General features: G+C 71.8%; 23 protein-coding genes and 1 pseudogene. 15 read left to right on the top strand and 9 right to left on the bottom strand.

The genetic code is table 11. The features are described 5' to 3' along the window. Positions 1 to 2: 2 nt before the first annotated feature. Positions 3 to 947 carry a hypothetical protein gene (locus tag WFJ17_RS02730; protein ID WP_336647621.1) on the bottom strand — a complete coding sequence of 315 codons (945 nt, stop codon included), beginning with the start codon at positions 945 to 947 and terminating at the stop codon, positions 3 to 5. A gap of 226 nt (positions 948 to 1,173) precedes the next feature. On the opposite strand from WFJ17_RS02730, the gene WFJ17_RS02725 reads away from it, so the two are divergent. The 4 genes and pseudogenes from WFJ17_RS02725 (at position 1,174) to WFJ17_RS02710 (ending at position 5,486) form a co-directional block, all read left to right on the top strand. Then, complete coding sequence (locus WFJ17_RS02725; protein WP_336647620.1) at positions 1,174 to 2,514, top strand: SufS family cysteine desulfurase; 1,341 nt, start codon at positions 1,174 to 1,176, stop codon at positions 2,512 to 2,514. After that, complete coding sequence (gene sufU / locus WFJ17_RS02720; RefSeq protein ID WP_292882583.1) at positions 2,511 to 2,960, top strand: Fe-S cluster assembly sulfur transfer protein SufU; 450 nt, start codon at positions 2,511 to 2,513, stop codon at positions 2,958 to 2,960. Before WFJ17_RS02725 ends, sufU begins: the two co-directional genes overlap by 4 nt. 252 nt (positions 2,961 to 3,212) lie before the next feature. Continuing rightward, positions 3,213 to 4,058: pseudogene (locus WFJ17_RS02715) on the top strand (PLP-dependent cysteine synthase family protein); the annotation flags it as partial. A gap of 276 nt (positions 4,059 to 4,334) precedes the next feature. Beyond that, complete coding sequence (locus WFJ17_RS02710; RefSeq protein ID WP_336647788.1) at positions 4,335 to 5,486, top strand: cystathionine gamma-synthase; 1,152 nt, start codon at positions 4,335 to 4,337, stop codon at positions 5,484 to 5,486. Between the two features lie 129 nt (positions 5,487 to 5,615). Here the strand turns inward: WFJ17_RS02710 and WFJ17_RS02705 are convergent, their stop codons facing one another. Together WFJ17_RS02705 and WFJ17_RS02700 are read right to left on the bottom strand one after the other, a co-directional pair. Then, positions 5,616 to 6,137: a hypothetical protein gene (locus WFJ17_RS02705; protein WP_336647619.1), complete on the bottom strand. Its 522-nt coding sequence runs from the start codon at positions 6,135 to 6,137 to the stop codon at positions 5,616 to 5,618. A gap of 60 nt (positions 6,138 to 6,197) precedes the next feature. After that, on the bottom strand, positions 6,198 to 7,436 hold the full coding sequence (locus WFJ17_RS02700) for a hypothetical protein (protein ID WP_336647618.1): 1,239 nt from the start codon (positions 7,434 to 7,436) through the stop codon (positions 6,198 to 6,200). Positions 7,437 to 7,500: 64 nt separating this feature from the next. Here WFJ17_RS02700 and WFJ17_RS02695 point away from each other — a divergent pair, with 64 nt between their 5' ends. The 4 genes from WFJ17_RS02695 to WFJ17_RS02680 all read left to right on the top strand — a co-directional run bounded on the left by WFJ17_RS02695 (position 7,501) and on the right by WFJ17_RS02680 (position 11,791). Continuing rightward, the gene (locus tag WFJ17_RS02695; RefSeq protein WP_251443588.1) at positions 7,501 to 8,079 is read left to right on the top strand and encodes a DUF1349 domain-containing protein; all 579 of its coding nucleotides are present in this window, start codon (positions 7,501 to 7,503) and stop codon (positions 8,077 to 8,079) included. A 150-nt stretch (positions 8,080 to 8,229) separates the two neighbouring features. Beyond that, positions 8,230 to 8,439: a heavy-metal-associated domain-containing protein gene (locus tag WFJ17_RS02690; protein ID WP_251443585.1), complete on the top strand. Its 210-nt coding sequence runs from the start codon at positions 8,230 to 8,232 to the stop codon at positions 8,437 to 8,439. Next, the gene (locus WFJ17_RS02685; protein ID WP_251443582.1) at positions 8,439 to 9,416 is read left to right on the top strand and encodes a heavy-metal-associated domain-containing protein; all 978 of its coding nucleotides are present in this window, start codon (positions 8,439 to 8,441) and stop codon (positions 9,414 to 9,416) included. Before WFJ17_RS02690 ends, WFJ17_RS02685 begins: the two co-directional genes overlap by 1 nt. Before the next feature lie 38 nt (positions 9,417 to 9,454). Next, on the top strand, positions 9,455 to 11,791 hold the full coding sequence (locus WFJ17_RS02680) for a heavy metal translocating P-type ATPase (protein ID WP_336647617.1): 2,337 nt from the start codon (positions 9,455 to 9,457) through the stop codon (positions 11,789 to 11,791). Between the two features lie 220 nt (positions 11,792 to 12,011). Here WFJ17_RS02680 and WFJ17_RS02675 read toward each other — a convergent pair whose 3' ends face one another. The 3 genes from WFJ17_RS02675 to WFJ17_RS02665 all read right to left on the bottom strand — a co-directional run bounded on the left by WFJ17_RS02675 (position 12,012) and on the right by WFJ17_RS02665 (position 13,944). Next, positions 12,012 to 12,377 carry a Fe-S protein gene (locus WFJ17_RS02675; protein WP_251443577.1) on the bottom strand — a complete coding sequence of 122 codons (366 nt, stop codon included), beginning with the start codon at positions 12,375 to 12,377 and terminating at the stop codon, positions 12,012 to 12,014. A gap of 134 nt (positions 12,378 to 12,511) precedes the next feature. Continuing rightward, positions 12,512 to 13,237 (bottom strand): SDR family NAD(P)-dependent oxidoreductase, encoded by a 726-nt coding sequence (locus WFJ17_RS02670; protein ID WP_336647616.1) that lies wholly within the window; start codon positions 13,235 to 13,237, stop codon positions 12,512 to 12,514. Beyond that, a complete protein-coding gene (locus WFJ17_RS02665) occupies positions 13,234 to 13,944 on the bottom strand; it encodes a hypothetical protein (protein ID WP_336647615.1) in 711 nt (236 codons plus the stop codon). The genes WFJ17_RS02670 and WFJ17_RS02665 overlap by 4 nt, the downstream gene beginning before the upstream one ends. A 53-nt stretch (positions 13,945 to 13,997) precedes the next feature. Here WFJ17_RS02665 and WFJ17_RS02660 point away from each other — a divergent pair, with 53 nt between their 5' ends. The 3 genes from WFJ17_RS02660 to WFJ17_RS02650 are packed head-to-tail and all read left to right on the top strand — an operon-like array spanning position 13,998 to position 15,630. Next, complete coding sequence (locus WFJ17_RS02660) at positions 13,998 to 14,501, top strand: MarR family winged helix-turn-helix transcriptional regulator (protein ID WP_336647614.1); 504 nt, start codon at positions 13,998 to 14,000, stop codon at positions 14,499 to 14,501. 53 nt (positions 14,502 to 14,554) lie between these two features. Beyond that, a complete protein-coding gene (locus WFJ17_RS02655; RefSeq protein WP_336647613.1) occupies positions 14,555 to 15,082 on the top strand; it encodes a helix-turn-helix domain-containing protein in 528 nt (175 codons plus the stop codon). After that, complete coding sequence (locus WFJ17_RS02650) at positions 15,079 to 15,630, top strand: PIN domain-containing protein (protein WP_336647612.1); 552 nt, start codon at positions 15,079 to 15,081, stop codon at positions 15,628 to 15,630. Before WFJ17_RS02655 ends, WFJ17_RS02650 begins: the two co-directional genes overlap by 4 nt. Positions 15,631 to 15,632: 2 nt before the next feature. On the opposite strand, the gene WFJ17_RS02645 is transcribed toward WFJ17_RS02650, so the two are convergent. After that, the gene (locus WFJ17_RS02645; protein ID WP_251443559.1) at positions 15,633 to 16,523 is read right to left on the bottom strand and encodes a helix-turn-helix domain-containing protein; all 891 of its coding nucleotides are present in this window, start codon (positions 16,521 to 16,523) and stop codon (positions 15,633 to 15,635) included. Between the two features lie 173 nt (positions 16,524 to 16,696). On the opposite strand from WFJ17_RS02645, the gene WFJ17_RS02640 reads away from it, so the two are divergent. The 3 genes from WFJ17_RS02640 to WFJ17_RS02630 all read left to right on the top strand — a co-directional run bounded on the left by WFJ17_RS02640 (position 16,697) and on the right by WFJ17_RS02630 (position 20,748). Continuing rightward, a complete protein-coding gene (locus tag WFJ17_RS02640) occupies positions 16,697 to 17,701 on the top strand; it encodes an aldo/keto reductase (RefSeq protein WP_336647611.1) in 1,005 nt (334 codons plus the stop codon). Positions 17,702 to 18,136: 435 nt separating this feature from the next. Beyond that, complete coding sequence (locus WFJ17_RS02635) at positions 18,137 to 19,609, top strand: MATE family efflux transporter (RefSeq protein ID WP_336647610.1); 1,473 nt, start codon at positions 18,137 to 18,139, stop codon at positions 19,607 to 19,609. Between the two features lie 236 nt (positions 19,610 to 19,845). Beyond that, entirely contained in the window at positions 19,846 to 20,748 is a 903-nt protein-coding gene (locus tag WFJ17_RS02630) for a VOC family protein (RefSeq protein ID WP_251443550.1), read from the top strand. Positions 20,749 to 20,782: 34 nt separating this feature from the next. Here WFJ17_RS02630 and WFJ17_RS02625 read toward each other — a convergent pair whose 3' ends face one another. Then, positions 20,783 to 21,148 carry a DoxX family protein gene (locus WFJ17_RS02625; RefSeq protein ID WP_292882625.1) on the bottom strand — a complete coding sequence of 122 codons (366 nt, stop codon included), beginning with the start codon at positions 21,146 to 21,148 and terminating at the stop codon, positions 20,783 to 20,785. Between the two features lie 217 nt (positions 21,149 to 21,365). Here WFJ17_RS02625 and WFJ17_RS02620 point away from each other — a divergent pair, with 217 nt between their 5' ends. Continuing rightward, entirely contained in the window at positions 21,366 to 21,677 is a 312-nt protein-coding gene (locus WFJ17_RS02620) for a winged helix-turn-helix transcriptional regulator (RefSeq protein ID WP_336628077.1), read from the top strand. 3 nt (positions 21,678 to 21,680) lie between these two features. Here WFJ17_RS02620 and WFJ17_RS02615 read toward each other — a convergent pair whose 3' ends face one another. Continuing rightward, on the bottom strand, positions 21,681 to 23,426 hold the full coding sequence (locus WFJ17_RS02615) for an AMP-binding protein (protein ID WP_336647609.1): 1,746 nt from the start codon (positions 23,424 to 23,426) through the stop codon (positions 21,681 to 21,683). Positions 23,427 to 23,437: the final 11 nt, after the last annotated feature.

The following is a 23,437-nucleotide window of genomic DNA, read 5'->3' as shown; positions in this document are numbered from 1 at the left end:
GATCAGTCGGGAGAGGAGTCGTGGTCCGCGACCGGAGAGACCGGCAGGCGGTCATCGCCTGCGGATCCGATGCGGACGGTCAGCAGGCGCTCGCCCGCCGACGGAGAGGAGACCGTGCCGAACAGGCGCAGGTCGGTCGTGCTGCCGCCGGAGGCGGATCCGGTTCCCGGCACGCCGAACTCGGAGGTCGGCGATCCAGCCGGGTGGCGCGCGGGGGCGCCGGGAGAGACCACGGACGTCGTGGCCGGCGGCGCGACGGAGAAGCCCTCGTCGAGCGCGGGCGCCGCGAGCACGGGTCCTTCCTCCGTCGGGGACGAGGAGGGCGCCACCGGGGGCGAAGCGGGATCCGGAATGCCGGCGGGTGCCGGAGGGATGAGCTGGGGCGTTTCCCCTGCGACGGGCGAGGGGGCGGGGCCGGTCACGGAGTGCACGGAGTCGGTCACCGTGCCCACCGTGTCGTCGACGGACGCCGCCAGGCTCGGAAGGGTCGCGGTCACCGAATCGAGCGTCGCGGGGACCTGCTGCAGCACAGCTCCGACCGGAGTCAGCACGGGGCTCAGCGCCGGAGCGATGGTTCCGGCCGTGCTGGTGACCGCGTCGACCGCGGAGCCGGCCGTCTGGCCGAGGCTCTGCAGGAGCGGGGCCGCCGCGTCCACGAGGGGTGCCACCAGGGGCGTGGCCGTCTCCGGGGCGTCCGCGGGAGCCGGCGCGTCGGCGATCGCGTCGGTCGCGGGTGCCACCGCGTCGGCGACGGGGGAGGGGAGGACTTCGGTGACGGTCTGCTGCACGGCCGAGAGCGTGCTCTGCACGGTGGCCGGCGCGTCGACGATCGTGTCCTGCACCGCACCGACGGTGCTCTGCAGCGTGCCGAGGAGGCTCGGGGGTGCCGGAGGTGCGGTTTCCGCGGCCTGCGCCGATCCGGATCCGAAGGCGATGGACAGGGCCATCCAGCCGAGGACGAGGATTCCGCCCGCGAGCGCAGCGGGGACGAATCCCCGTAGCGAACGCGCACGACCCTGCATGAATCCCCCCGATATACTGCTTACGGCACAAGGTATTCCCCCGCGGCGGTTCTGTCCAGAGGCGCGATCGCGTGTTTCACTCCGCTTCTGCGGATCGCAGCTGCGGCGCCACAGCGCGTCCAGCCGCCCCGCACTGACGTAGCGTTGATGTGTGAGCTCTCCCGTCCTCGATGCGGCCGCCGTCCGCGCCGACTTCCCCCTCCTCGCCGAGTCCGTCAACGGCATGCCGCTGGCGTATCTCGACTCGGCCGCGACGAGCCAGAAGCCCCGCGTCGTGCTCGATGCGGAGCGCGACTTCCTGGAGCGCTCGAACGCCGCCGTGCACCGCGGCGCGCACACCCTCGCCGCGGAGGCCACCGAGCTGTACGAGGACGCCCGCGCCGCCGTGGCCGGCTTCGTCGGGGCGCAGCCGGACGACCTGGTCTGGACGCACGGCGCCACCGAGGGACTGAACCTCGTCGCCTACGCGATCGGCAACGCCACGCTCGGTCGTGGTGCGCCCGCGAGCGCCCGCTTCGCGCTGCAGCCGGGCGACGAACTCGTTGTCACCGAAGCCGAGCACCACGCGAACATCGTGCCGTGGCAGGAGCTCGCGGCGCGCACGGGAGCCGTGCTGCGGGTGATCCGGATCCGCGACGACGGGTCGCTCGATCTCGATCACGCAGCGCAGGTCATCGGATCCCGCACCAGGGTCGTCGCTTTCACGCACGTCTCGAACGTGCTCGGCATCGTGAACCCGGTGGATGCGGTGGTGGCGCTGGCGCGTGAGGTCGGCGCCCTCACCGTGCTCGACGCGTGTCAGTCGGCGCCGCATCTGCCGCTGGATCTGCCCGCGCTCGGCGTCGACCTCGCCGTGTTCTCCGGGCACAAGATGCAGGGGCCGTACGGCATCGGCGGCCTGTACGGACGCCGGGAGGTCCTCGCGGCGCTGCCGCCGTTCCTCACCGGAGGCTCGATGATCACCCGGGTCACCTTCGAACGCACCGAGTTCCTGCCGCCGCCGCAGCGCTTCGAGGCCGGCACGCAGCCGGTGTCGCAGGCGATCGCGCTCGCCGCCGCCGTGCGCTACCTCGACGGTCTCGGGATGGATGCGGTCCACGCGCACGAGGCGGCGCTCGAACGCCGCCTGCGCGAAGGCCTCGGCGCGATCGAGGGGGTCCGGCTGCTCGGCGCCGCGGAGGGCGCGGAGCGCGTGGCTCTGCAGGCCTTCGTCGTCGACGGCGTGCACGCGCACGACGTCGGGCAGTTCCTCGACGCACGCGGGGTCGCCGTGCGCGTCGGCCACCATTGCGCCGAGCCGGTACACGCGCGCCTCGGCGTGACCGCGTCGGTGCGCGCCTCTGCGGCGCTGTACAACACGGCCGACGAGGTGGATCGCATGCTCGACGCGGTCTCGGGGGTGCGGGAGTTCTTCGGCGTCTCCGGATCCTCCGCGGAGCAGGGGGTGCATCGGGCAGGCGATGCGCCGAGCGACCGGAGGGAGCCGAAGTGAGCGGCCTCGAAGACCTGTACCAGGAGCTCATCCTGGATCACTCCAAGCGCCCGCACGGCAAGGGCCTGCTCGAGGCGACGGACGACGCCCATGAAGCGGAGTCGCACCAGCGCAACCCGATCTGCGGCGACGAGATCACGCTGCGCGCGCGCATCTCGGACGAGGGCGACCGCATCGCCGCGGTGAGCTGGGACGGCGCGGGCTGCTCGATCTCCCAGGCGTCGGCGTCGATGCTCACCGAGCTCGTGGTCGGCAAGACCCGGGCCGAGGCGACGACGCTCATCGACGGCTTCCGCGAGGCCCTGCGCTCGCGCGGCGCCGTCGAGCTCGACGAGGACCTCTACGGCGACGCCGCGGCGCTCACCGGCGTCAGCCGTTACGTGGCGCGCGTGAAGTGCGCGATGCTCGCCTGGGTCGCCCTCGAGGACGCCCTGCTCCGCGCCTGAGGCCGCCGCGGCGTCAGCCGCGCTCCGGGCGCCGGCGCCCCGTCGACGCCGCCCCTGCCTATCGGGCGTGCGCGGACTGCGCCTCTGTTACGGCCTCTATTACGCCGCGGGAATCGGATCCGGATCGGAAGGCGTATGCTGGCCGCGTGAGCCTGACCTGTCGTTGTTGTCTCTGAGCGCCCTCCGCGCTCCTTCGACGACCACAGACAGCTCCGCGCTCTCTCGCGCGACGACCGTTCAGGAACACCCCCCGTGCGCTACGCAAGCCACGTCGCCGATCTCGTCGGCGCGACCCCCCTCGTCCGTCTCTCCTCCGTCGTCGGCGCGACCGCCGAACGGCCGGCCATCACGGCGACCGTTCTCGCCAAGGTCGAGTACTTCAACCCCGGCGGATCCGCGAAGGACCGCATCGCGCGGTCCATCGTCGATGCCGCCGAGCGCGATGGGCTGCTGCGCCCCGGCGGCACGATCGTCGAGGCGACCAGCGGCAACACCGGGGTCGGCCTCGCGCTGATCGCCCTGCAACGGGGCTACCGCATGGTGTTCGTCGTCCCGGACAAGTTCGACGGACCCAAGGTGGCCACGCTGCGCGCCTTCGGGGCCGAGGTCGTCGTCACACCCACCTCGGTGCCGCCGGAGCACCCGGAGTCGTACTACTCGGTCGCGGCGCGGCTGGCACGGGAGATCCCCGGGGCGTTCAATCCGAACCAGTTCGCGAACCAGAACGGGCCGCGGGGGCACTACGAGTCGACGGGCCCGGAGATCTGGGCCGACACCGAAGGCCGGGTCACCCACTTCGTCGCGGGCATCGGCACCGGTGGCACCATCAGCGGCACCGGCCGCTACCTCAAGGAGGTGAGCGCCGGCCGCGTGCGCGTCGTCGGCGCGGATCCGGAGGGGTCCCTCTACTCCGGCGGTCCGGTGCACTCCTATCTGGTGGAGGGAGTGGGCGAGGACTTCCTCCCCGACACGTTCGACGGATCCGTGGTCGATGGCTACGAGCGCGTCTCGGATGCGGAGTCGTTCGCGATGACCCGCCGGCTCGCCCGCGAGGAGGGGCTCCTCGTCGGCGGATCCAGCGGCATGGCCGTGGTCGCCGCCCTCCGGATCGCGGAAGGGCTGGGTGAGCACGACGTCGTGGTCGTGCTGCTGCCCGACCACGGCCGCGGCTACCTCGACAAGCTCTACGACGACGACTGGATGACCGGGAACGGGTTCGCCGTGCCGGCTGCGCCCGCTGCGCACCCCGGCGTTTCGTCTCGGTCGGCTGCGCCGTCCTCGCTCAACGACCCCGGCGGCTCCGGCTCGGCTGCGCCGTCCTCGCTCAACGACCTCGCAGACACCACGAACGCTCCGACCCCGAAGGGATCCGACATGACCATCGAGACCGACAAGACCGCCACCGCCGCCATCCACGCCGGGCAGGCCGCCGACCCGTACACGGGGGCGGTGATCCCTCCGCTGCACCTGTCGACCACGTTCCTGCAGGACGGCATCGGGGGCCTCCGCCAGGGGTACGAGTACGGACGCAGCGGCAACCCGACCCGCGACGCGCTGCAGGCGCAGCTCGCCGCGCTGGAGGGCGGCGCCCGCGCCTACTCGTTCGCGTCCGGCCTCGCCGCGGAGGACACCCTGCTCCGCGCGATCCTGCAGCCCGGCGACCACGTGCTGCTCGGCAACGACGTCTACGGCGGCACGTTCCGGCTCATCTCGCGGGTGCTCGGCGCCTGGGGCGTCACGGTGCAGGTCGTCGACATGAGCGACACCGAGGCGGTCCGCGCCGCGGTCGCCGCGCGTCCTCCGCGCGTGCTCTGGGTCGAGACGCCGTCGAACCCGCTGCTGCGGATCTCCGACATCGCCGCCCTCGCGGAGATCGGCCACGCCGCCGGATCCGTGGTCGTCGTCGACAACACCTTCGCCACCCCCGCGCTGCAGCGCCCGCTCGCCCTCGGCGCCGACGTGGTGGTGCACTCGACGACGAAGTACCTCGGGGGTCACTCGGACGTCGTCGGCGGGGCGGTCGTGCTCAATGACGCCGAACTGGCCGAGAAGGTCGGCTTCCTGCAGTTCGCGGTGGGCGCGGTCTCCGGACCCTTCGACGCCTGGCTCACCACGCGCGGCATCAAGACCCTGCCGGTGCGGATGCGCCAGCACAACGCCAACGCCGAGGCGGTCGCCGAGTTCCTCGTGACCCATCCGCGCGTCGCCCGCGTGTACTACCCGGGGCTGCCCGAGCACCCCGGCCACGAGCTCGCCGCGCGACAGATGTCCGGTTTCGGCGGGATCGTCTCGGTCGCCCTGGAGTCGGGGGAGGCTGCGCGGCGCTTCGCCGAGTCGACGCGCGTGTTCCAGCTCGCCGAGTCGCTGGGCGGCGTGGAGTCGCTCGTCAACTACCCCGACGCGATGACCCACGCCTCCGTGCGCGGCACCGAGGCTGCGGTCCCCGTCGAGGTCGTGCGCCTCTCCGTCGGCCTGGAGGATCCCGCCGACCTGCTCGCCGACCTGGAGCAGGCGCTGCGCGTCTGATCCACCGGTTCGCCCCGAGCACAACGCAGGAGATGCGGTGTCTGCGCGGTCCGTTCAGGCCAACGGCGACGGGATCTCCTGCGTTGTGCTCGGGGGAGTGGCGGGAGCCGCGGTCGCGGAGGCGGCGCCTCAGCCGGCGACCGCGGCCTCCAGGGCGGCGAGGCGCACGGCGGGTGCGCCGGAGAGGTCCAGGATCCGGGTGCCGCCGGTGAGGTCCTCGTCGTCGGCGAGCTCGAGCAGCGCCTCGGCCGTCGCGTCCCGCAGCTCCGGGTCCTCCTCTTCCGGAACCGCGATGTCCTCCGGGCCGAGAAGCACGAGCAGATCGACCTTCCGCATGGCCTCGGCGGCGAGCGGCGCCTCGCGGCGCAGGAGCCCGGCGGCGGTCCCGGAGCGACCGAGCTCGTCGAACGCGGCGAGGTAGGCGAGGAAGTCGAGCGGCCCGCGCTCCGCGATCACGGCGTTCGGAAGAGCGGGATCGAGGAGGCGCTCGGCGCTGGCCCTCAGCTGAGCGACGACGGATCCGGATCCGAGGCTCTCGTCCACGAGCTCGAAGGGATCGGGCAGCACGGCGAAGCCCGGGTGCAGAAGGGCGAAGTCGGAGATCAGGGTGCTCTTTCCGGTCGCGTGCGTGCCGGAGACGACGATGCGCATGGCCGGAGTCTACGGATCCGCCCGCCGCGGCGTGCCGGGCGGACTCCGCAAGGGCGGGGCTCAGCCGGCCGCCCGGCCTCCGCGGGTGCGCGCCATGAGCACGTCGCGCACGACGATCGCGCGCCGCATGTCGGCCATGATCGGATCGAAGAAGCGCTCGCGGTAGCGCTGCTCGCTCACCGCCGACAGGACGAACGGCAGCGAGGAGATGATCGACATCAGCGCCGCCGTCTTGACGAGATTCATCGTGATCGGGAGCGTCGCGCCGCCGATCGCCAGGCGCTCCACGTGCAGGGGGTGGGCGGGCGTTCCCGGTCCCACCCACAGCTCGACGACCCCGACCGGGATGGCGATGCCGCCGATGAGCACGAGCAGCGCCCAGAGCATCGCCGCGAACAGCACGGCCTGCATGAGCTGGGCGACCGCCATCACGAGCATCACGTTGAAGCGCTGGACGAAGCGCAGCGGCGCGGACGGCGCCGATGCGGATCCCTCGCGCGCGATGGGGGTGCCGACGAGCAGGGCGGCGCGCTCCTCGGGGGTGAGGGTCTGCCTGATCTCGTCGATCTCGGACGCGCACACCCGCAGGACCACGATGAGCGCGAGCGCCGCGACGACTGCGCCGACGAGCGCGATGGATCCCCAGGGCAGCGCCGAGCTCATCTGCCAGACCTCGGCGGAGAAGAACGCGAAGACCACGAGCATCAGGATGACGGGGAGCGCGATCGACGCCATGTGCCCGACCGCCGAGACGTTGCGCACCGCGAGGCGGCTGCCCCAAGAGAGCAGCGCACCGCCGCCGGCGCCCGTGGCCAGCATGCAGACGGCGACGAGGGCGAGCCCCTCGATCACCGGGGCGACCAGGGCCGCCGGCTTCAGCAGATAGCCGCCCACGATGAGCGCGACCAGGCAGATCGCGATCACGATCCCCGCGACCGCGGTGCCGGACGGGGCGGAGAGCCGGCGCAGCGCCGCGCGGATGAGCCGGAACCCGGCCCACGCGATGACCGCGGTGAGGGCGAGGAACAGCAGCACGATCCCCAGCAGCGCCCACTCGTCGTCGGGCAGGAGCGCCGCGATCGCATCGATCCCCTCGCCCATCCCCGAGAGCAGCGCGGCGGTCAGGGTGACCGAGGTCACCAGCGGGGCGACGCGGCGCGGCAGGTCGGTGAACCAGCGCCGCAGCGGCACGAAGGTCGGCAGCCCCTGCTCGCGGAACCAGCGATCCGCGGCGCGCTGCCGGGCGCGGGCGCTGACCGGTGCGGTGACCGCGGCGGGGTCGGCGGTTCCGTCGGACATGGAGCCGAGACTACCCGCACCGACGGGGCCCGCCCGGCCGCCGCCGTGCCCGTAGCCTGAGGTCATGACGGACATCGCCTGGTCGGACGGACGCTGGACCCACGATCCCGCGGGGACGGCGGAAGAGCACGGCGACCTCGTCGTCACGGCCGTCGAGGGCAGCGATGCATGGCGGGTCACGTCCTACGGCTTCGTGCACGACAGCGAGCATGCGCTCCTTGTGTCGTTCGCCGTGGGCACCGCTGTGGAGGTGGAGTTCACGGCGGCGTTCTCCGAGCAGTTCGATCAGGCGGGCGTCTTCGTGCGCGTCTCGGCGGAGCGCTGGGTCAAGGCCGGCGTCGAGTTCGCGGACGGGCGGCCGCAGGTCGGCGCCGTCGTCACCGACGGGATGTCGGACTGGTCGCTCGCGCCGGTGCCGGAGTGGGCGGACCGCCGGATCCAGGTGCGGGTCAGTCGCGGGGCGGACGCGCTCACCGTACGCGCCGGCCTCTCGGGGCAGCCCCTCCAGCTGGTGCGCGTGCTGCCCTTCCCGGCCGGGGTCACCGCCGAGGCGGGTCCGTTCGTCTGCGCGCCGACGCGGGCCGGCCTCGCCGTGCGCCTGCACGCATGGCGCGTGGTCGAGGCGGACGGCGCGCTGCACTGATCCCGGACCGGTGCGACGTGCCGGTGCAGCTCCCGGATCCGCGGGCGCTGCCTTGCGATGCGGCATTCTCGACGGATGCGGAATACCCCCAGGGGGTATATGGTTGTCGATATCGGATACCCGGACGGGGTATCGACCGAAGGAGACGACATGACCACGACCGAATACCAGGTGACCGGGATGACCTGCGGGCACTGCGAGATGTCCGTGCGCCGCGAGGTCGGCAAGATCGCCGGCGTCGACGCCGTCGAGGTGAGCGCCGCCGACGGCTCGCTCCGGATCACGGCGAGCGCCCCGCTCGAGGACGCGAGCGTCTTCGCGGCCGTCGACGAGGCGGGCTACCGGGCGGTCCGGGCCTGATGAACACCGCGGGACGACTGAGTCTCTACGGCGCCGGGCTCGCGGCGGCGTTCGCCGTGGCCTTCGGCGTCGCGGCGCTCGTCGCCCCGCGAGACGCCGCGGCGCAGAGCACTCAGCACGAGCAGGGAACTCAGCAGGAGGAGAAGAGCATGAACGGGCACGACGCGCACGGCAGCGCGCCGCAGACGGGCGCCGACCAGGGCGCACAGGCGGCCGCGTCGACTGCGGGCGTGTCGCTCGCCGCCGGCGGGTACACGCTGGATCCGGTCTCCGCGCCGGCCGCGGTGGGGGAGCAGGGGACGCTGAGCTTCCGGATCCTGGACTCATCGGGAACCCCGCTCACCGCCTACGCGCCACAGCACGAGAAGGACCTGCACCTCATCGTCGTCCGCAGCGACGGCGCGCAGTTCCGGCACGTGCACCCCGTTCTCGACGCGGCCACCGGCACCTGGAGCATCCCGTGGTCCTGGAGCGCCGCCGGCTCGTACCGGGTGTTCGCCGACTTCGCGGCCCTGCGCGAGCCTCAGGGGACGGAGGCGGATCCGATCACGCTCTCGCGAACGGTCGAGGTCGCCGGATCCTTCGCGCCCGTCGTCCCTGCGACGAGCACCCGGACGAGCGTCGATGGCTTCGACGTCAGCATCGCGGGCGATCTCGTCGCCGGATCCGGCTCCGAGCTCACCGTGACGGTCCGGCGCGACGGCGAGCCCGTCACGACGCTGCAGCCGTACCTCGGGGCTTTCGGGCATCTGGTCGCGCTGCGCGAAGGCGACCTCGCCTACCTGCACGTGCACCCCGAGGGCGCCGCACCGACCGGTCCGGACGCGACCTCCGGCCCCGAGGTCCGGTTCGGCGCGCACGTGCCCACCGCCGGCCGCTACCTGCTCTATTTCGACTTCCTGGCCTCCGGATCCGTGCACACCGCAGCGTTCGTCCTGGATGCGCACGGCGCCGAGACCGCGACCCACCAGCACTGACCCCTCGAAGCCGACCGACCCCGGAAGGAGATGCACCCATGAACGCGAACAGCGTGGAGCTCGAGATCGGCGGGATGACGTGCGCCTCCTGCGCCAACCGCATCGAGAAGACGCTCAACCGGATCGACGGCGTCACCGCCACGGTGAACTACGCGACCGAGAAGGCGAGGGTCGACCTGCCGGACGGCTTCGACCCCGCGACGCTCATCGCACAGGTCGAGGACATCGGCTACTCCGCGGTGCTCCCCGCGCCGCCGGTCGCGGAGCCGCCGGCCGGCGATGCCCCTACGGCGGACGACCCCGAGCTGCGCTCCCTGCGCACCCGTCTCGTCGTCAGCGCGGTGCTGGCCGTGCCCGTCATCGCGATGGCGATGATCCCGGCGCTGCAGTTCACCAACTGGCAATGGGCCTCGCTCGCGCTCGCCGCGCCGGTGATCGTGTGGGGCGCCTGGCCGTTCCACCGCGCCGCCTGGCTGAACCTGCGCCACGGCGCCGCGACCATGGACACCCTCATCTCGATGGGGACGCTGGCCGCTTTCGGCTGGTCGCTGTACGCCCTCTTCCTCGGCACGGCCGGCATGCCGGGCATGCGGCACGAGTTCTCGTTCGCTCTGCAGGCCGGTGACGGCAGCAGCAACATCTACCTCGAGGTGGGTGCGGGCGTGACCGTGTTCATCCTGGCCGGACGGTACTTCGAGAAGCGCTCCAAGCGGCGGGCGGGAGCGGCGCTGCGCGCGCTGCTCGAACTCGGCGCCAAGGACGTGGCGGTGCTGCGCGCTTCGGCGGGCGCAGGGGCCGGGGGCGCTGCCCCGGAGGCGGCGGACGCGGGCGCGGTGCCCGGGGGCGCGGGTTCGGACGCGGGGAGTGCGTCGGCGCAGACCGCCGTGCGGACCGAGGAGGTGCGGATCCCGATCGCGCAGCTCGTCGTCGGCGACGAGTTCGTGGTGCGACCGGGGGAGAAGATCGCGACCGACGGCGTCATCGTCTCCGGGACGTCGGCGGTCGACGCCTCGATGCTCACCGGCGAGTCCGTGCCCGTCGAGGTCGGCGCGGGCGATGCCGTGGCCGGAGCCACGGTCAACGCGGGCGGGCGCCTCGTCGTGCGTGCCACGCGGATCGGATCCGACACGCAGCTCGCGCAGATGGCGCGCCTCGTCGAGGATGCGCAGACCGGCAAGGCCGAGGTGCAGCGCCTCGCGGACCGGATCAGCGGAGTGTTCGTGCCGATCGTGATCGCGATCGCCGTGGTGACGCTCGGGGCCTGGCTCGGCGCGGGGTTCCCCGCGACGGCGGCGTTCACGGCCGCGGTGGCGGTGCTCGTGATCGCATGCCCGTGCGCCCTCGGCCTGGCGACCCCCACGGCGTTGCTCGTCGGGACCGGTCGCGGTGCGCAGCTCGGGATCCTGATCAAGGGTCCGGAGGTGCTGGAGTCCACCCGCAAGGTCGACACGATCGTGCTCGACAAGACCGGGACGGTGACGAGCGGCCGGATGGAGGTCACCGACGTCATCGTCGAGGACGGTACGGATCCCGCCGAGCTGCTGCGTCTGGCGGGCGCCGTCGAGGCCGCCTCCGAGCACCCGATCGCGCAGGCCGTGGCCCGTGCGGCGGCGGGTGCGGGACCGGTTCCGCCCGTCGAGTCCTTCGAGAACATCCCGGGTCGCGGCGTGCAGGGCGTCGTCGACGGTCACGCCGTGCTCGTCGGGCGGGAGGCCCTGCTCGCGGACTGGGCGCAGCACCTGAGCCCGCGGGTCGCGGCGGCCAAGGCCGAGGCCGAGGGCGGCGGCAAGACCGTCATCGCGGTCGGCTGGGACGGATCCGCCCGCGGCGTCGTCGTGATCGCCGACACGGTGAAGCCGACGAGCGCCGAGGCCGTCGCCGCGCTCAAGCGGCTCGGACTCACCCCGATCCTGCTCACGGGAGACAACGAGGCGGTCGCCCGCCGGATCGCCGCGGAGGTGGGCATCGACGTGGTGTCAGCGGAGGTGCTCCCCGAGGGCAAGGTCGACGTGATCGCTCGGCTTCAGGGCGAGGGGCGCGTCGTCGCGATGGTGGGCGACGGCGTGAACGACGCCCCCGCGCTCGCCACGGCCGACCTCGGCATGGCGATGGGCACGGGCGCCGACGTCGCGATCGAGGCGAGCGACATCACGCTCGTGCGCGGCGACCTGCGCACGGCGGCCGACGCGATCCGGCTCTCCCGCCGCACGGTCGGCACGATCAAGACGAACCTGTTCTGGGCCTTCGCGTACAACGTCGCGGCGGTCCCGATCGCCGCGCTGGGACTGCTGAACCCCATGCTGGCCGGAGCCGCCATGGCGTTCTCGAGCGTCTTCGTGGTGGGCAACAGCCTGAGGCTGCGCCGGTTCCGCTGAGCCGCAGGCTGCGCCGGTTCCGCTGAGCCGGGCGCTGCGACGGGTTCGACCCGGGGCCTCTGAGTCGCTCCCGGACGGGGCAGCCCGGTACTTTGCGGCGGAGATGTGCGCCTTCTTCGGACGGATCCAGAGAACGGATCCGAAGAACGCGTACATCTCCGTGCGAAGTCGTCGGGTTGCGGGCCGCCGGGCCCGCGTGCCTCAAGTTCGACCGAGGGCGTCAGGCGCCGTGCCAGAAGATCGCGATGCCCGCATTCAGCACCGCAAGCGCACCGATCGTCCAGAAGGCCCCCGCGGTCGGTCGGCCCGCGCGCTCGCGGGTGATGACGACGCCGAACGCGCCGCCGATCGCCAGGGCGACGAGGAGCTTCACGCCGAGCTTGATGTAGTCCAGGTGCGCCCCGGCGGGGAAGGGGATCGCGAGGATCAGGCCCGACGCGATCATGACCCCCAGCCCGGTGCGGAACAGGGTCGTGGTGACGTAGCGCCGGCGCACGGCCTGGGCGGCCCAGCCGCCGAGCAGCAGGGCGAAGCCCACGAGGTGCACGAGCACGAGGAACTCGCGCAGCAGGGACAGAGGATCCATGGGTGTCTCCTTTTCGGATCGGACGGGGAGGGATTCGGGCAGAGCGGATCCAGCGGGTGGGTGGATCCGGCAGGGGGATCGGGCGCGCCGAAGGAACCCGGCGCAGCGGGTGACGACGAGGAGCGGTCTGTGGGTCAGGCCGCGGCGGTCTTCCCGCCGTCGACGGGCAGGACCGCGCCGGTGACGAACGAGGCGGCCGGCGACGCGAGCCAGGCGATCGCCTCCGCGACCTCCTCGGGGCGCCCCATCCGCTGCATCGGCACGAACCGGCCGATGTGCTCCCGCACCTCCGCGGGCTGGGTGAGCACGCGGCCCGAGGCGATCGGGCCGGGGGCTACGGCGTTGACCCGCACGCCGCGAGCGGCCTCGTCGAGGGCCGTGGTGCGGGTCAGTCCGACCACGCCGTGCTTGGCGGCCGCATAGGCCGACATCCCCGGAGCCCCGCCGATGCCCGCGGTGGACGAGACGTTCACGATCGCCCCGCCGTCGCCGATGACGGCGAGCTCGGCCCGCAGGCACCGCGCCAGCCCCAGGAGGTCCACCGTGAGCACGTGCTCCAGCTCGGCATCGTCGATCGCACCGAGCGGGCGCGGCAGGTGCGCGACGCCGAGGTTGTTGACGGCGACCTGGATTCCATCGGGGGCTTCGCGGGAGAGGAACTCCTCGAGCGCGCCCTCCATCGAGGCGTCGAAGGCGCCCGCGGCCACGTCGACCCCGGTCGTCCGCAGCTCCGCGGCGAGGGCGTCGAGCGGCTCCGCCCGGCGTGCCACGAGGAGCATCCGGTGCCCTTCGCCGGCGAGCCGCCGTGCGACCGCTCCGCCGATCCCCCCGTTCGCGCCGACCACGATCGCACAGCTCATGACCTGTCCTCCCGGCCTGCCAGGCGCGGATCCCGGCGAGGGCGATCGCGGGGGAGGAGGAACGCCGCGGCGATGAGCCAGGCGCCGCCGCCGAACCGGACGATCGGAAGAAGGACCTGCAGCGGATCCAGCACGAGCGAGAGGAACGACACCTCGCCCGCGGCGGCGATGACGAGCCCCGCGAGGGCGAGCCACCGCGGCAGGAGGCGCAGGATGTAGGCGGGGACGGCGATGCCCGCGATGAGCAGGCCCATGCCCACCGCGTATCCGACGCCGCCGAGCCCGAACGCGAGGCGGCCGAGCGCCGCGACGGAGCCCGGATCCCCGGGGGAGGATCCGGAGGCGAGCGACCAGGTCACGAGGGCCGAGAGGAGCAGCAGCAGCGAGGCCGCGATGCCGCCGTACAGTCCGATCACCGGTCCGGGCACCCGCACGCCGAGCCGGAGCTGCCGCGCGTAGACGGAGGCGGCGAGGATCCCCAGCGGCACGGCCGCGCCGAGCTGCAGCGTCGCCGCGATGCGGATCGGCAGCGCGTGCGCCGCGTACCAGGCCGCGACGTCGCCGGCCGGTGCGAACGGCGCGGGAGCGGATCCGGTGCCCGCGATGAGGGTGACGACGCCGGCGATCGTGAGGGCGAACGTCACGATCGCGAGCGGGCCCAGGGGAGGTCCACCAGGGCGACGGGGGCGCTGCGAAGAATCGGTCATACAACAAACGATGCATGGTACGAATCATTCTATCAAGGGACTAAGCTGAGGTGATGGACACCCCTCGCCGCCCCGAGCGCACGGGCTTCCTCCTCTCGCAGCTCGGATCCTTCGCCGCCGCGCGCTTCGCCGAGCTCGTCAAGCCGGCCGGCCTCACCCCGGCGACTGCCGGTGCGCTGCGCATCCTGGCGCGCAGTCCCGGTCTCAGCCAGCGCGCGCTCGCCGACCGCCTCGGGGCCGTGCCCAGTCGCGTGGTGGTGCTCGTCGACGCCCTCGAGCACGCCGGACTCGTCTCCCGCACCCGCGATCCCGACGACCGTCGTCACCACCGGCTCGATCTCACCGACGCGGGGCGCGCCGCGCTGCAGGGGCTGCGCACGGCGGCCGAGCAGCAGAACGCCGACATCCTCGGGCCCCTCGATCCCGCCGAGCGCGAGGCGTTCGCCGCCCTCGTCGCCCGGCTCGCCGCCGCGCACGGCATCGACCCCGACGTGCACCGCGGGTTCGCCGATCACCCCCGTGCCGGGGAGGGGGCGCCGCGCGAGGACCGGGCGTAGCGACGAGTCCCGAATGTTCGATTTTTTCGTTTTGTTCGAGTAGGTTGGTTGCTATGAGTACCTCAACTGGCGTGCCACGCGGTGCCCGAAAGGCGCAGACCTACCTCCCTGAGGCGGACTCTCGCGAGGAGATTCTCGATTTTGCCGAGTTGATGCGCGAGCTCGAGGTCTTCCTCGTGCAGAGTTCGTCCAAGGCTGCGCTCGTCGATCCTCAGGGCGATGCCCGTCCCATCCCGGATGAGATCTTTCGCATCCTCGACCAGGTGACGAACGCGCTCGCGGCGGGTGAGGGCATCACGATAGTGCCGCAGGGCATGTCCATGACGACGCAACAGGCCGCGGATTTCTTGGGAATCAGTCGCCCGACGCTGGTCCGACTCCTGGAGGCCGGCGAGATCGCGTACGACAAGCCCGGCCGTCACCGTCGTGTCCAACTGGAGGACTTGGTCGCCTACCAGGCGACCTTCCGTGCTGAGCGCCGAGCCGCATTGCGCGAGCTGCACCGTGCCAGTCTCGGCGCGAAGATTCAGGTCGGTAACCCCGCGGATGTGGAGCGTCGTGCGGAGCTGAACGCTGAGTGAGCTTTCCGGCGTTCTTCGACACCAACGTCCTCTACGGGGCGCTGCTCAACGACTTCATCCTCGAACTCGCTGATCGCGGGCTGTTTCGGCCACTGTGGTCGAGGGATGTGCTTTTCGAACTCGCGAAGAACCTGGTCAAGAACGGCGAGGATCCTGCGCTCGTTGAGAAGCGCGTCAGCACGATGGAGCACTACTTCGCTGATGCGCTGGTTACCGGCTACGGCGATCTGGTGCCGACGATGACCAATGACAAGAAGGATCGTCATGTGCTCGCAGCCGCGGTCCGAGGCAGCGCCGAAGTGCTTGTGACCTTCAATGTGAAGGACTTCCCGACGGATTCCGTCGAGCCGTTTGATCTCGAAGTAGTCCACCCCGATGCCTTTCTTCTGGATCAGCTCGACCTCTATCGCGCACCGACTCTCCGCACCCTGGTCGAACTCGTCGACGGGTACGATTCCCCGGCGATGACCGTCGATGGCTTCCTGCTCGCGCTCGCTCGTTCCGGGGTGCCGAAGTTCGTGGATGCCGTCCGGTCGAAGCTCTACTGAGCTCAGAGGTCGCGCGCGCGGAGCCGTTCCTCCTCGTCGGTCGCGGCCCAGCTCGCCAGCATCCGCAGAGCGTCCGCCGACCCGGATCCGGGCTCCGCCGTGTACACGGCCATCATCACGCCCGGGTCGGCGGAAAGGTCCAGGCCCTCGTAGGTGAGGTCCAGGTCGCCGACGACCGGGTGATGCAGGCGCTTGATCCCGGTGCGGTGGAAGCGCACGTTGTGCGCCGCCCACAGTGTGCGGAACTCGTCCGAGCAGTCCGACAGCTCATCGACGATCGACGCGAGCGCGGGATCCGCCGGGTGCCGTCCGACCTCGGCGTGCAGAGTCGCGACCAGATCCTGCACGACCTGATCCCACTCGCGGTAGAAGGTGCGCGCCACAGGGTCCAGGAAGGCGAAGCGCAGGCTGTTCGGCCGCTCGTGCGCGAACAGCGGGGCGTAGAGCGCCCGGCCCAGGCGGTTCGCGCCGAGATAGTCGAAACCGCCACCGCGCACGATCGCCGGCGCATCGACGATGGCGTCGATCATCCGCAGCACGCTCGGGCGGAGGGCCGCGGCCCGCACCGGGGCTGCGAGGCCCGGGCGCGTGACGCGGCCGGAGCCGCGGGCGAGGTCGAACAGGTGGGCCGTCTCGGCCTCGTCCAGCTGCAGCGCTCCGGCGATGGCCGCGAGCACCGTGTCGGAGGCGCGGGTGAGGTCGCCGCGCTCGATGCGGATGTAGTAGTCCACGCTGACGCCCGCGAGCAGCGCGACCTCCTCACGACGGAGCCCGGGAACCCTGCGGAACCGCCCGTATGCGGGAAGCCCCGCCTGCTCGGGGGACAGCCGTGCGCGCCGGGACGTGAGGAAGTCCTGCACCTCGGCCCTGGCGTCCCTCCCGCGATCGTCCATGCCTCGACGGTACGCGCCGCGATCGGGCGGTGCCAGGCACTGGCAGTACCCGGAACATCCGGGTCTGGTGCCCGCGGGGGAATCGGAGTCGACTGGACGTGCTCCGGATCCGCCGGAGCGGGATCCGGCAGGACGGCTCGACGGCCGGCCGGCAGCGACGGAAGGAGAGGCGCATGCACACGCGCACACTCGGACACGGACTCGACGGCGCGGGCCTCCAGGTCTCCGCGATCGGCCTCGGCGCGATGGGGATGTCGCAGAGCTACGGTCCCAATCCCGGCAGCCGGGAGGACATGATCGGCGTGCTGCGTTCGGCACTGGACCACGGCGTCACCCTCATCGACACCGCGGAGGTCTACGGGCCCTACGTCAACGAGGAGCTCGTCGGCGAAGCGCTCGAGCCCGTCCGGGACCAGGTCGTCATCGCCACGAAGTTCGGCTGGCACATCGAGGAGGACGGCCGCTACACCGGGGTCGACAGCCGCCCGGAGCAGATCCGCCGGGTCGCCGAGGCCTCGCTCCGACGGCTGCGCACCGACGTGATCGACCTCTTCTACCAGCACCGGGTGGATCCGGCCGTGCCGATCGAGGACGTCGCGGGCACCGTGGGCGAGCTCGTGCGAGAGGGCAAGGTGCGCCACTTCGGCATGTCCGAGGCATCGGCCGCCACGATCCGCCGCGCGCACGCCGTGTTCCCCGTGACCGCCGTGCAGAGCGAGTACTCCCTGTGGACGCGGGATCCGGAGGCCGAGGTGCTGCCGGCGCTCGCCGAGCTCGGCATCGGGTTCGTGCCGTTCAGCCCACTCGGCAAGGGCTTCCTCACGGGTACGGTCTCGGCGGAGACGTCGTTCGCCGAGGGGGACATCCGCGCCACCATCCCGCGGTACACCGCCGACAACCGCGTGGCGAACCAGCGTCTCGTGGATCACGTCGCGGCGCTCGCCGCGGCCAAGGGGGCGACGCCCGGGCAGATCGCCCTGGCCTGGCTGCTCGCGCAGCAGCCGTGGATCGTGCCCATCCCGGGCACCCGGCGCACCGCGCGCATCGCGGAGAACGCCGGATCCACCGCGGTCGCGCTGTCGGCCGACGAACGCGCCGACCTCGATTCCCTCGCGGCCCGCCTCGGCGTCGCCGGCGATCGCTACAACGCGGCGCAGTTCTCCTACGTGGGTCGCTGAGGATCGCGCGGGCGGTCGGGCCCGCGGCTGTGGCCGGCGACGCCCCCGGCCGGCCACAGCCGGCCTCCGGCGCCGGCCCCCGCCCGCGGCCCGGGCGATCGGGCACCCGGTCCCGGCGCCGGGCCCGCGGCACCAGTCCCGGCACCGCGGGCCCGGCGGTCGGGCACGCGGTCTGCCTGCCCGGCTCTGTTCCCGTCGCAAAAAATGTCGCTCAGGGCGCCGCCGAACGACATTAATTGCGACGGGAACGGAAAGGCTCGCGACGGGAACGGAGTGGGATCGCGCGACGGCCGCGGCGCCCGCCGATCCTGGAAAAAGATCGGATGTTCTCTTCGCTTCTCCGAATCGATTCGATACGATGGAGACGGCTCGCCGTGACCGATCACGGGGAGCCTTGCTTCGTCCCCCGCCGATCCTCGCCCGAAGAGTCTCCTCATGGCCGTCTCCCTGATCACAGGCCGCCCCTGGCGCGTCATCCTCGCGTTCGCCGTCCCTCTGCTGATCGGCAACGTCGTCCAGCAGCTGTACCAGTTCGCCGATGCGATCGTGGTCGGACGCCACCTCGGCGTGGACTCGCTGGCGGCCGTGGGCGCGACGGGCAGCCTGATCTTCCTCCTCATCGGCTTCGCCTGGGGTCTGTCGAGCGGTTTCGCCATCCCGACCGCGCAGTCGTTCGGCGCGGGGGACCACGCCGCGGTGCGGCGTTCGGTCGCCACCGGCACGCTGCTCACCGCCGCCACCAGCATCGTCATCACGATCGGCGCCCCGCTGGTCACCGAACCGCTGCTCCGGCTGCTGCAGACGCCCGAGGCGCTGCTCCCGGAGGCGACGGTGTTCACGCAGGTGACCTTCATCGGCGGCAGCACCGTGATGTTCTTCAACTACCTCTCGGCGGTCATCAGGGCGATCGGCGACTCGCGGACGCCCCTGGTCTTCCTCACGGTCTCCTGCGCGCTGAACATCGTGCTCGTGATCCTCATGGTCGGCACGTTCGAGTGGGGCGTCGCAGGGGCCGCTTGGGCCACCGTCGTGGCCCAAGGCGTCTCGGTCGCGCTCTGTCTCGTGTACGTGTGGCGCAAGCTGCCCGTCCTGCACGTGCACCGCGCCGACTGGCGGGTGACCCGTGCCGACATCGCGGAGCACCTGCGCCTCGGACTCCCGATGGGATTCCAGGCCTCGATCATCGCGATCGGCACCATCACGGTGCAGGTGGCACTGAACATGCTCGGCGCCGACGCGGTCGCCGCCTACACGACGGCGTCCCGGGTGGACAGCATCGCGGTGGCGTTCCTCTCGTCGATCGGGCTCGCCGCGTCGATGTACGCCGCGCAGAACCTGGGCGGACGCCGCCCCGACCGCATCCGCCGCGGCGTGACCCAGGCCATCTGGATGGCCGTGATCACCGCGGTCGTGCTCGGCGCGCTGCTGGTGCTCTTCGGATCCTCGATGGTGCGGGTGTTCATCGGAGACGGATCCGACGAGGTCGTGCGTCTGGCCGCGCTCATGCTCCTGATCAACGGGCTCACCTACACCGCGCTGGGCGTGCTGTTCGTGCTGCGCGGAGTGCTGCAGGGGCTCGGCCACACCCTGATCCCGACCATCACCGGAGTGATCGAGCTCGTGATGCGCGTCGGCGCCGCCGTCGTGCTGGGAGCGCTCATCGGGTACCCCGGCGTCGCGCTGAGCAATCCGCTCGCGTGGTTCGGCGCCGCCGCGCTGCTCATCCCCGCGTACGTGAAGGCGCACCGGCAGCTCGCCGCCATGCCGGTCGACCCCGTGGAGGTCACCCCGACCACGGCGATCCCCGTGGTCGGTCCGACCGACGGATCCATGGTGGTCGACGGGGTCTTCACCGCCCCCGTGCCCGTGGTGAGGAGAAGGGCGCGCCTCAAGGTCGGACGCCGCTGACGCTGCACGCCTGACCGCGAGGTCGCGGTGCCGGGGCGAGGAGCTCGTCGCGCGGCTGCCGGCCGCCGGGGGTTGCACCGGTGCCGCGAGCCGGGGCGACGGCGGGCGCCGGCGCGCGATCGACGGGCGGAATCACGACGGCGATCGACGGATGTCCGCCAGGCGCTTGCGGTGGGGGAGCGGGGTCGCGCACTCTGGAGATCTGGCGGGACCATCGGCGTGCGAGGAGCTTCCCAATGACCCAGCGGATCACCCCCAACATCTGGTGCGACCACACCGCCGAGGAGGCGGGGGTCTTCTACGCCTCGGTGTTCGACCGCACCACCTCGCGGGTCGTCGCGCGCTACCCCGACCACGGTCTGCCGGAGTTCCAGCGCGCGTTCGCCGGGCAGGCGCTCACCGTCGACGTGTCGATCGACGGCTATCGGATCACTCTCATCAACGCCGGATCCGAGTTCGCCCCGAACCCGGCGACGTCCTTCCTGGTGAGCGTGGATCCGCGCCGCTTCGGTGGCGATGATGCCGCCCGCGCCTGGATCAACCGCACCTGGACGCGGCTCGCCGAGGACGGCCTCGTGCTCATGGACATCGGCGAGTACTTCTTCAGCGGCCTGTACGGCTGGGTCGAGGACCGCTACGGGGTGAGCTGGCAGCTGAAGCTGATGGATCGGGACGCCGAGCCCGCGCCGCTGATCACCCCGATGCTCGTGTTCGGCGGACCCGTGCGGAACAGGTCGCTGGAGGCGATCGCGCTGTACGGCGAGCTGATGCCGCCCGCGGGCATCACCCGCCAGGTCGAGTACCCCGTCACCGAATCCCCGCACATCGACGAGCCGATCGTCTACTCCGAGTTCCAGCTCGCCGGGCAGCGCTTCGCGGCCTTCGACTCTCCGGTCGACCGGGATTTCACGTTCACGCCCGGGTTCTCGCTGCAGGTCGACTGCGACGGGCAGGACGAGCTCGACCGGATCTGGGACGCGCTGAGCGCCGTGCCCGAGGCCGAGCAGTGCGGCTGGCTCGTCGACCGCTTCGGCGTGAGCTGGCAGGTCGTGCCGGCGAACCTCGGCGAGCTGATGCAGCGGCCGAACGCCTACGAGCACCTCATGCGGATGGGGCGCATCGTCATCGCCGATCTCTGAGCCGGATCCGCGGGAGGAGTCGTCGGCTCGGTATTCAGCGCAGGGCGAGGAAGCCCAAGGTCGCGCTCGCCACGGCCAGCACGGCGAGGACGATCGCCGGCGTCGCCGCCTCCTTGCGGCGCAGGTGAACGACCACCGCGCCGATCATGATGATCGCGATACCCGTGCCGGCGAGGGGCGTGAGGATCGGGGCGATTCCCGTCGCCAGAGGCAGGATCAGACCGATCGCGCCCACGACCTCGAGCGCGGCGATCACCTTCACGGTGCCGGCGGAGAAGTCGTCGGTCCACGCCATGCCGCGTTCGGCGAGCACAGGCTTGGGAGTGATCAGCTTCATGCCGCCTCCGCCGAGCATGGCGAGGGTGAGCAGCGCGTTGACGATCCAGAGGGCGATGAGCATGGGGATCCTTCTTGTTATCGATCGTCACCTTGTTACGATCAGTAATCAGCAAGGATGGAGCACGATGGAGGCGCGTACAAAAGGCACATCGGTGTCACCGGCGCACAGCGGGAGAACTCCCGCCGCGACAGCTGGCGCGGGCCCGGACCTCTCCGAGTACGAACGCTCCTGCCAGGGACGCCCGGGCGGTCCCGAGACGGGACGTTTGATCCGCGACGTGCTCGATCGGGTCGGAGACAAGTGGTCGCTCCTCGTCGTGGGCTCCCTCAACGGCGATGTGATGCGGTTCAGCGACCTCCTCCGCCACATCCCCGGCATCTCGCAGCGCATGCTGACTCTCACGCTCCGCCAGCTGGAGCGCGACGGCCTCGTGATCCGCACCGCGTACGCCGAGGTGCCGCCGCGCGTCGAATACCGGCTCACAGCGCTCGGCACCACTTTCGTCGAGATCGCGCACACCATCGCCCAATGGGTGATCGCCAACCACGGTGCGATCGAGCGCTCCCGTGCGGAGTACGACGCGCGCTGAGCCTCAGCGGTGGTCGCGGTCGTGGTGCTGACCGGACTCGTCGCCGTTCGCGATGCGCTCGGCCTCGCGGGCGCGCAGGTCCACCCGGCGGATCTTGCCCGAGATCGTCTTGGGCAGCTCCGGCACGAACTCGATGATGCGCACCCACAGGTGCGGGGAGAGCTGGCCGCGCGCATAGGCGAAGATCGAGCCCGCGGTCGCCGTGAGGTCGTCGTGCGCGGCCGCCGTCAGCAGCACGTACGCCTTCGGCACCGCGAGGCGGGTCGGATCCGGGCTCGGCACGACGGCCGCCTCCACCACGTCGGGGTGCTCGAGCAGCACCGACTCGAGCTCGAACGGCGAGATCTTGTAGTCGGACGCCTTGAACACGTCGTCCGCACGGCCGACATAGGTCAGGTACCCCTCGGCGTCGCGGGTGGCGATGTCGCCCGTGTGGTGGAAGCCGCCCTCGCGCGAGCGCGCGGTCGCCTCGGGATCCGCGTAGTACCCGGCCATGAGGCCGAGCGGGCGCTCGGCGAGGTCGAGGCAGATCTCGCCCTCGGCCACGCCGTCGGCATCGCCGTCGACGCGGGCGCCCGTGACGGGATCCACGAGGACCACCGGGTACCCGGGCAGCGGGCGGCCCATGGATCCGTCCTTCACGACCTGCCCCGGCGAGTTGCCCACGCAGGCGGTCATCTCGGTCTGCCCGAAGCCGTCCCGGATGGTGCCGCCCCAGGCGTCGCGCACGCGTCCGATCACCTCGGGGTTCAGCGGCTCACCCGCGCCGACGAGCTCACGCGGCGGATGCGGGAGCCGGCCCAGGTCGGCCTGGATCAGCATCCGCCAGACGGTGGGCGGTGCGCAGAAGGTCGTGACATGGTGCTGCTCCATGACCTCCATGAGGGTGTTCGCGTCGAAGCGGTCGTAGTTGTAGACGAACACGGTGGCCTCGGCGAGGAACGGCGAGTAGAAGCTCGACCATGCGTGCTTCGCCCAGCCCGGCGAGGAGATGTTGAGGTGCACGTCGCCCTCTCGCACGCCCAGCCACCACATGGTCGAGAGGTGCCCGACCGGGTAGGAGACGTGCGTGTGCTGCACGAGCTTGGGCCGGCTCGTGGTTCCCGAGGTGAAGTAGAGCAGGCTGGTGTCGCCCGCGGGGGTGGGGCCGTCGGGCTCGAAGTCGTCCGAGGCGCCGTGGGAGTCGGCGAAGTCGTGCCAGCCGTCGGGTGCGGGCGCACCGGGGGCATCGGGCACGGCGATGCGCACGATGCCGGCGGGCAGGCCGGCGACGCGGTCCGCGAGGGATCCGAGGGTCACGATGCCGCGGGCCTCGCCCTTCTCCGCCCGGTAGGCCAGATCCGCGGGCGAGAGCAGCGTCGAGGTCGGGATCGCGACCGCGCCGAGCTTGGTGAGACCGAGCATGGTCTCCCACAGGTCGATCGTGTTGCCGAGCATCACGATCACATGGTCGCCGCGGCGGATCCCGAGCCCGTGCAGCCAGTTCGCCACCTGGTCGGACCGCCGCGCCAGCTCTCCGTACGTCCAGGTCCGGCTGGTGAGATCGGCGGACACGATCTGCACGGCCGGGCGGCCCGGCGTCTCGCCGGCCACCACGTCGAACCACTCCAGCGCGAAGTTGAAGGTGCGCAGCTCGGGCCAGTGGAAGACGGCGCGCGCCCGGGTGTAGTCGTTCGCATGCGCGAGCAGCAGGTCGCGGGCGGAGCGGATCGCGGAGGTCGCCGCGGTGGCGGCACGGGGCTGGCTCATGGAGCCATCTT

The sequence above is a fragment of the Microbacterium sp. MMO-10 genome (genome assembly GCF_037148715.1).
Taxonomy (GTDB): Bacteria; Actinomycetota; Actinomycetes; order Actinomycetales; family Microbacteriaceae; genus Microbacterium.
Note: the sequence above shows the minus strand (reverse complement) of the source record. Positions and strands in the feature narration are given on the sequence as shown.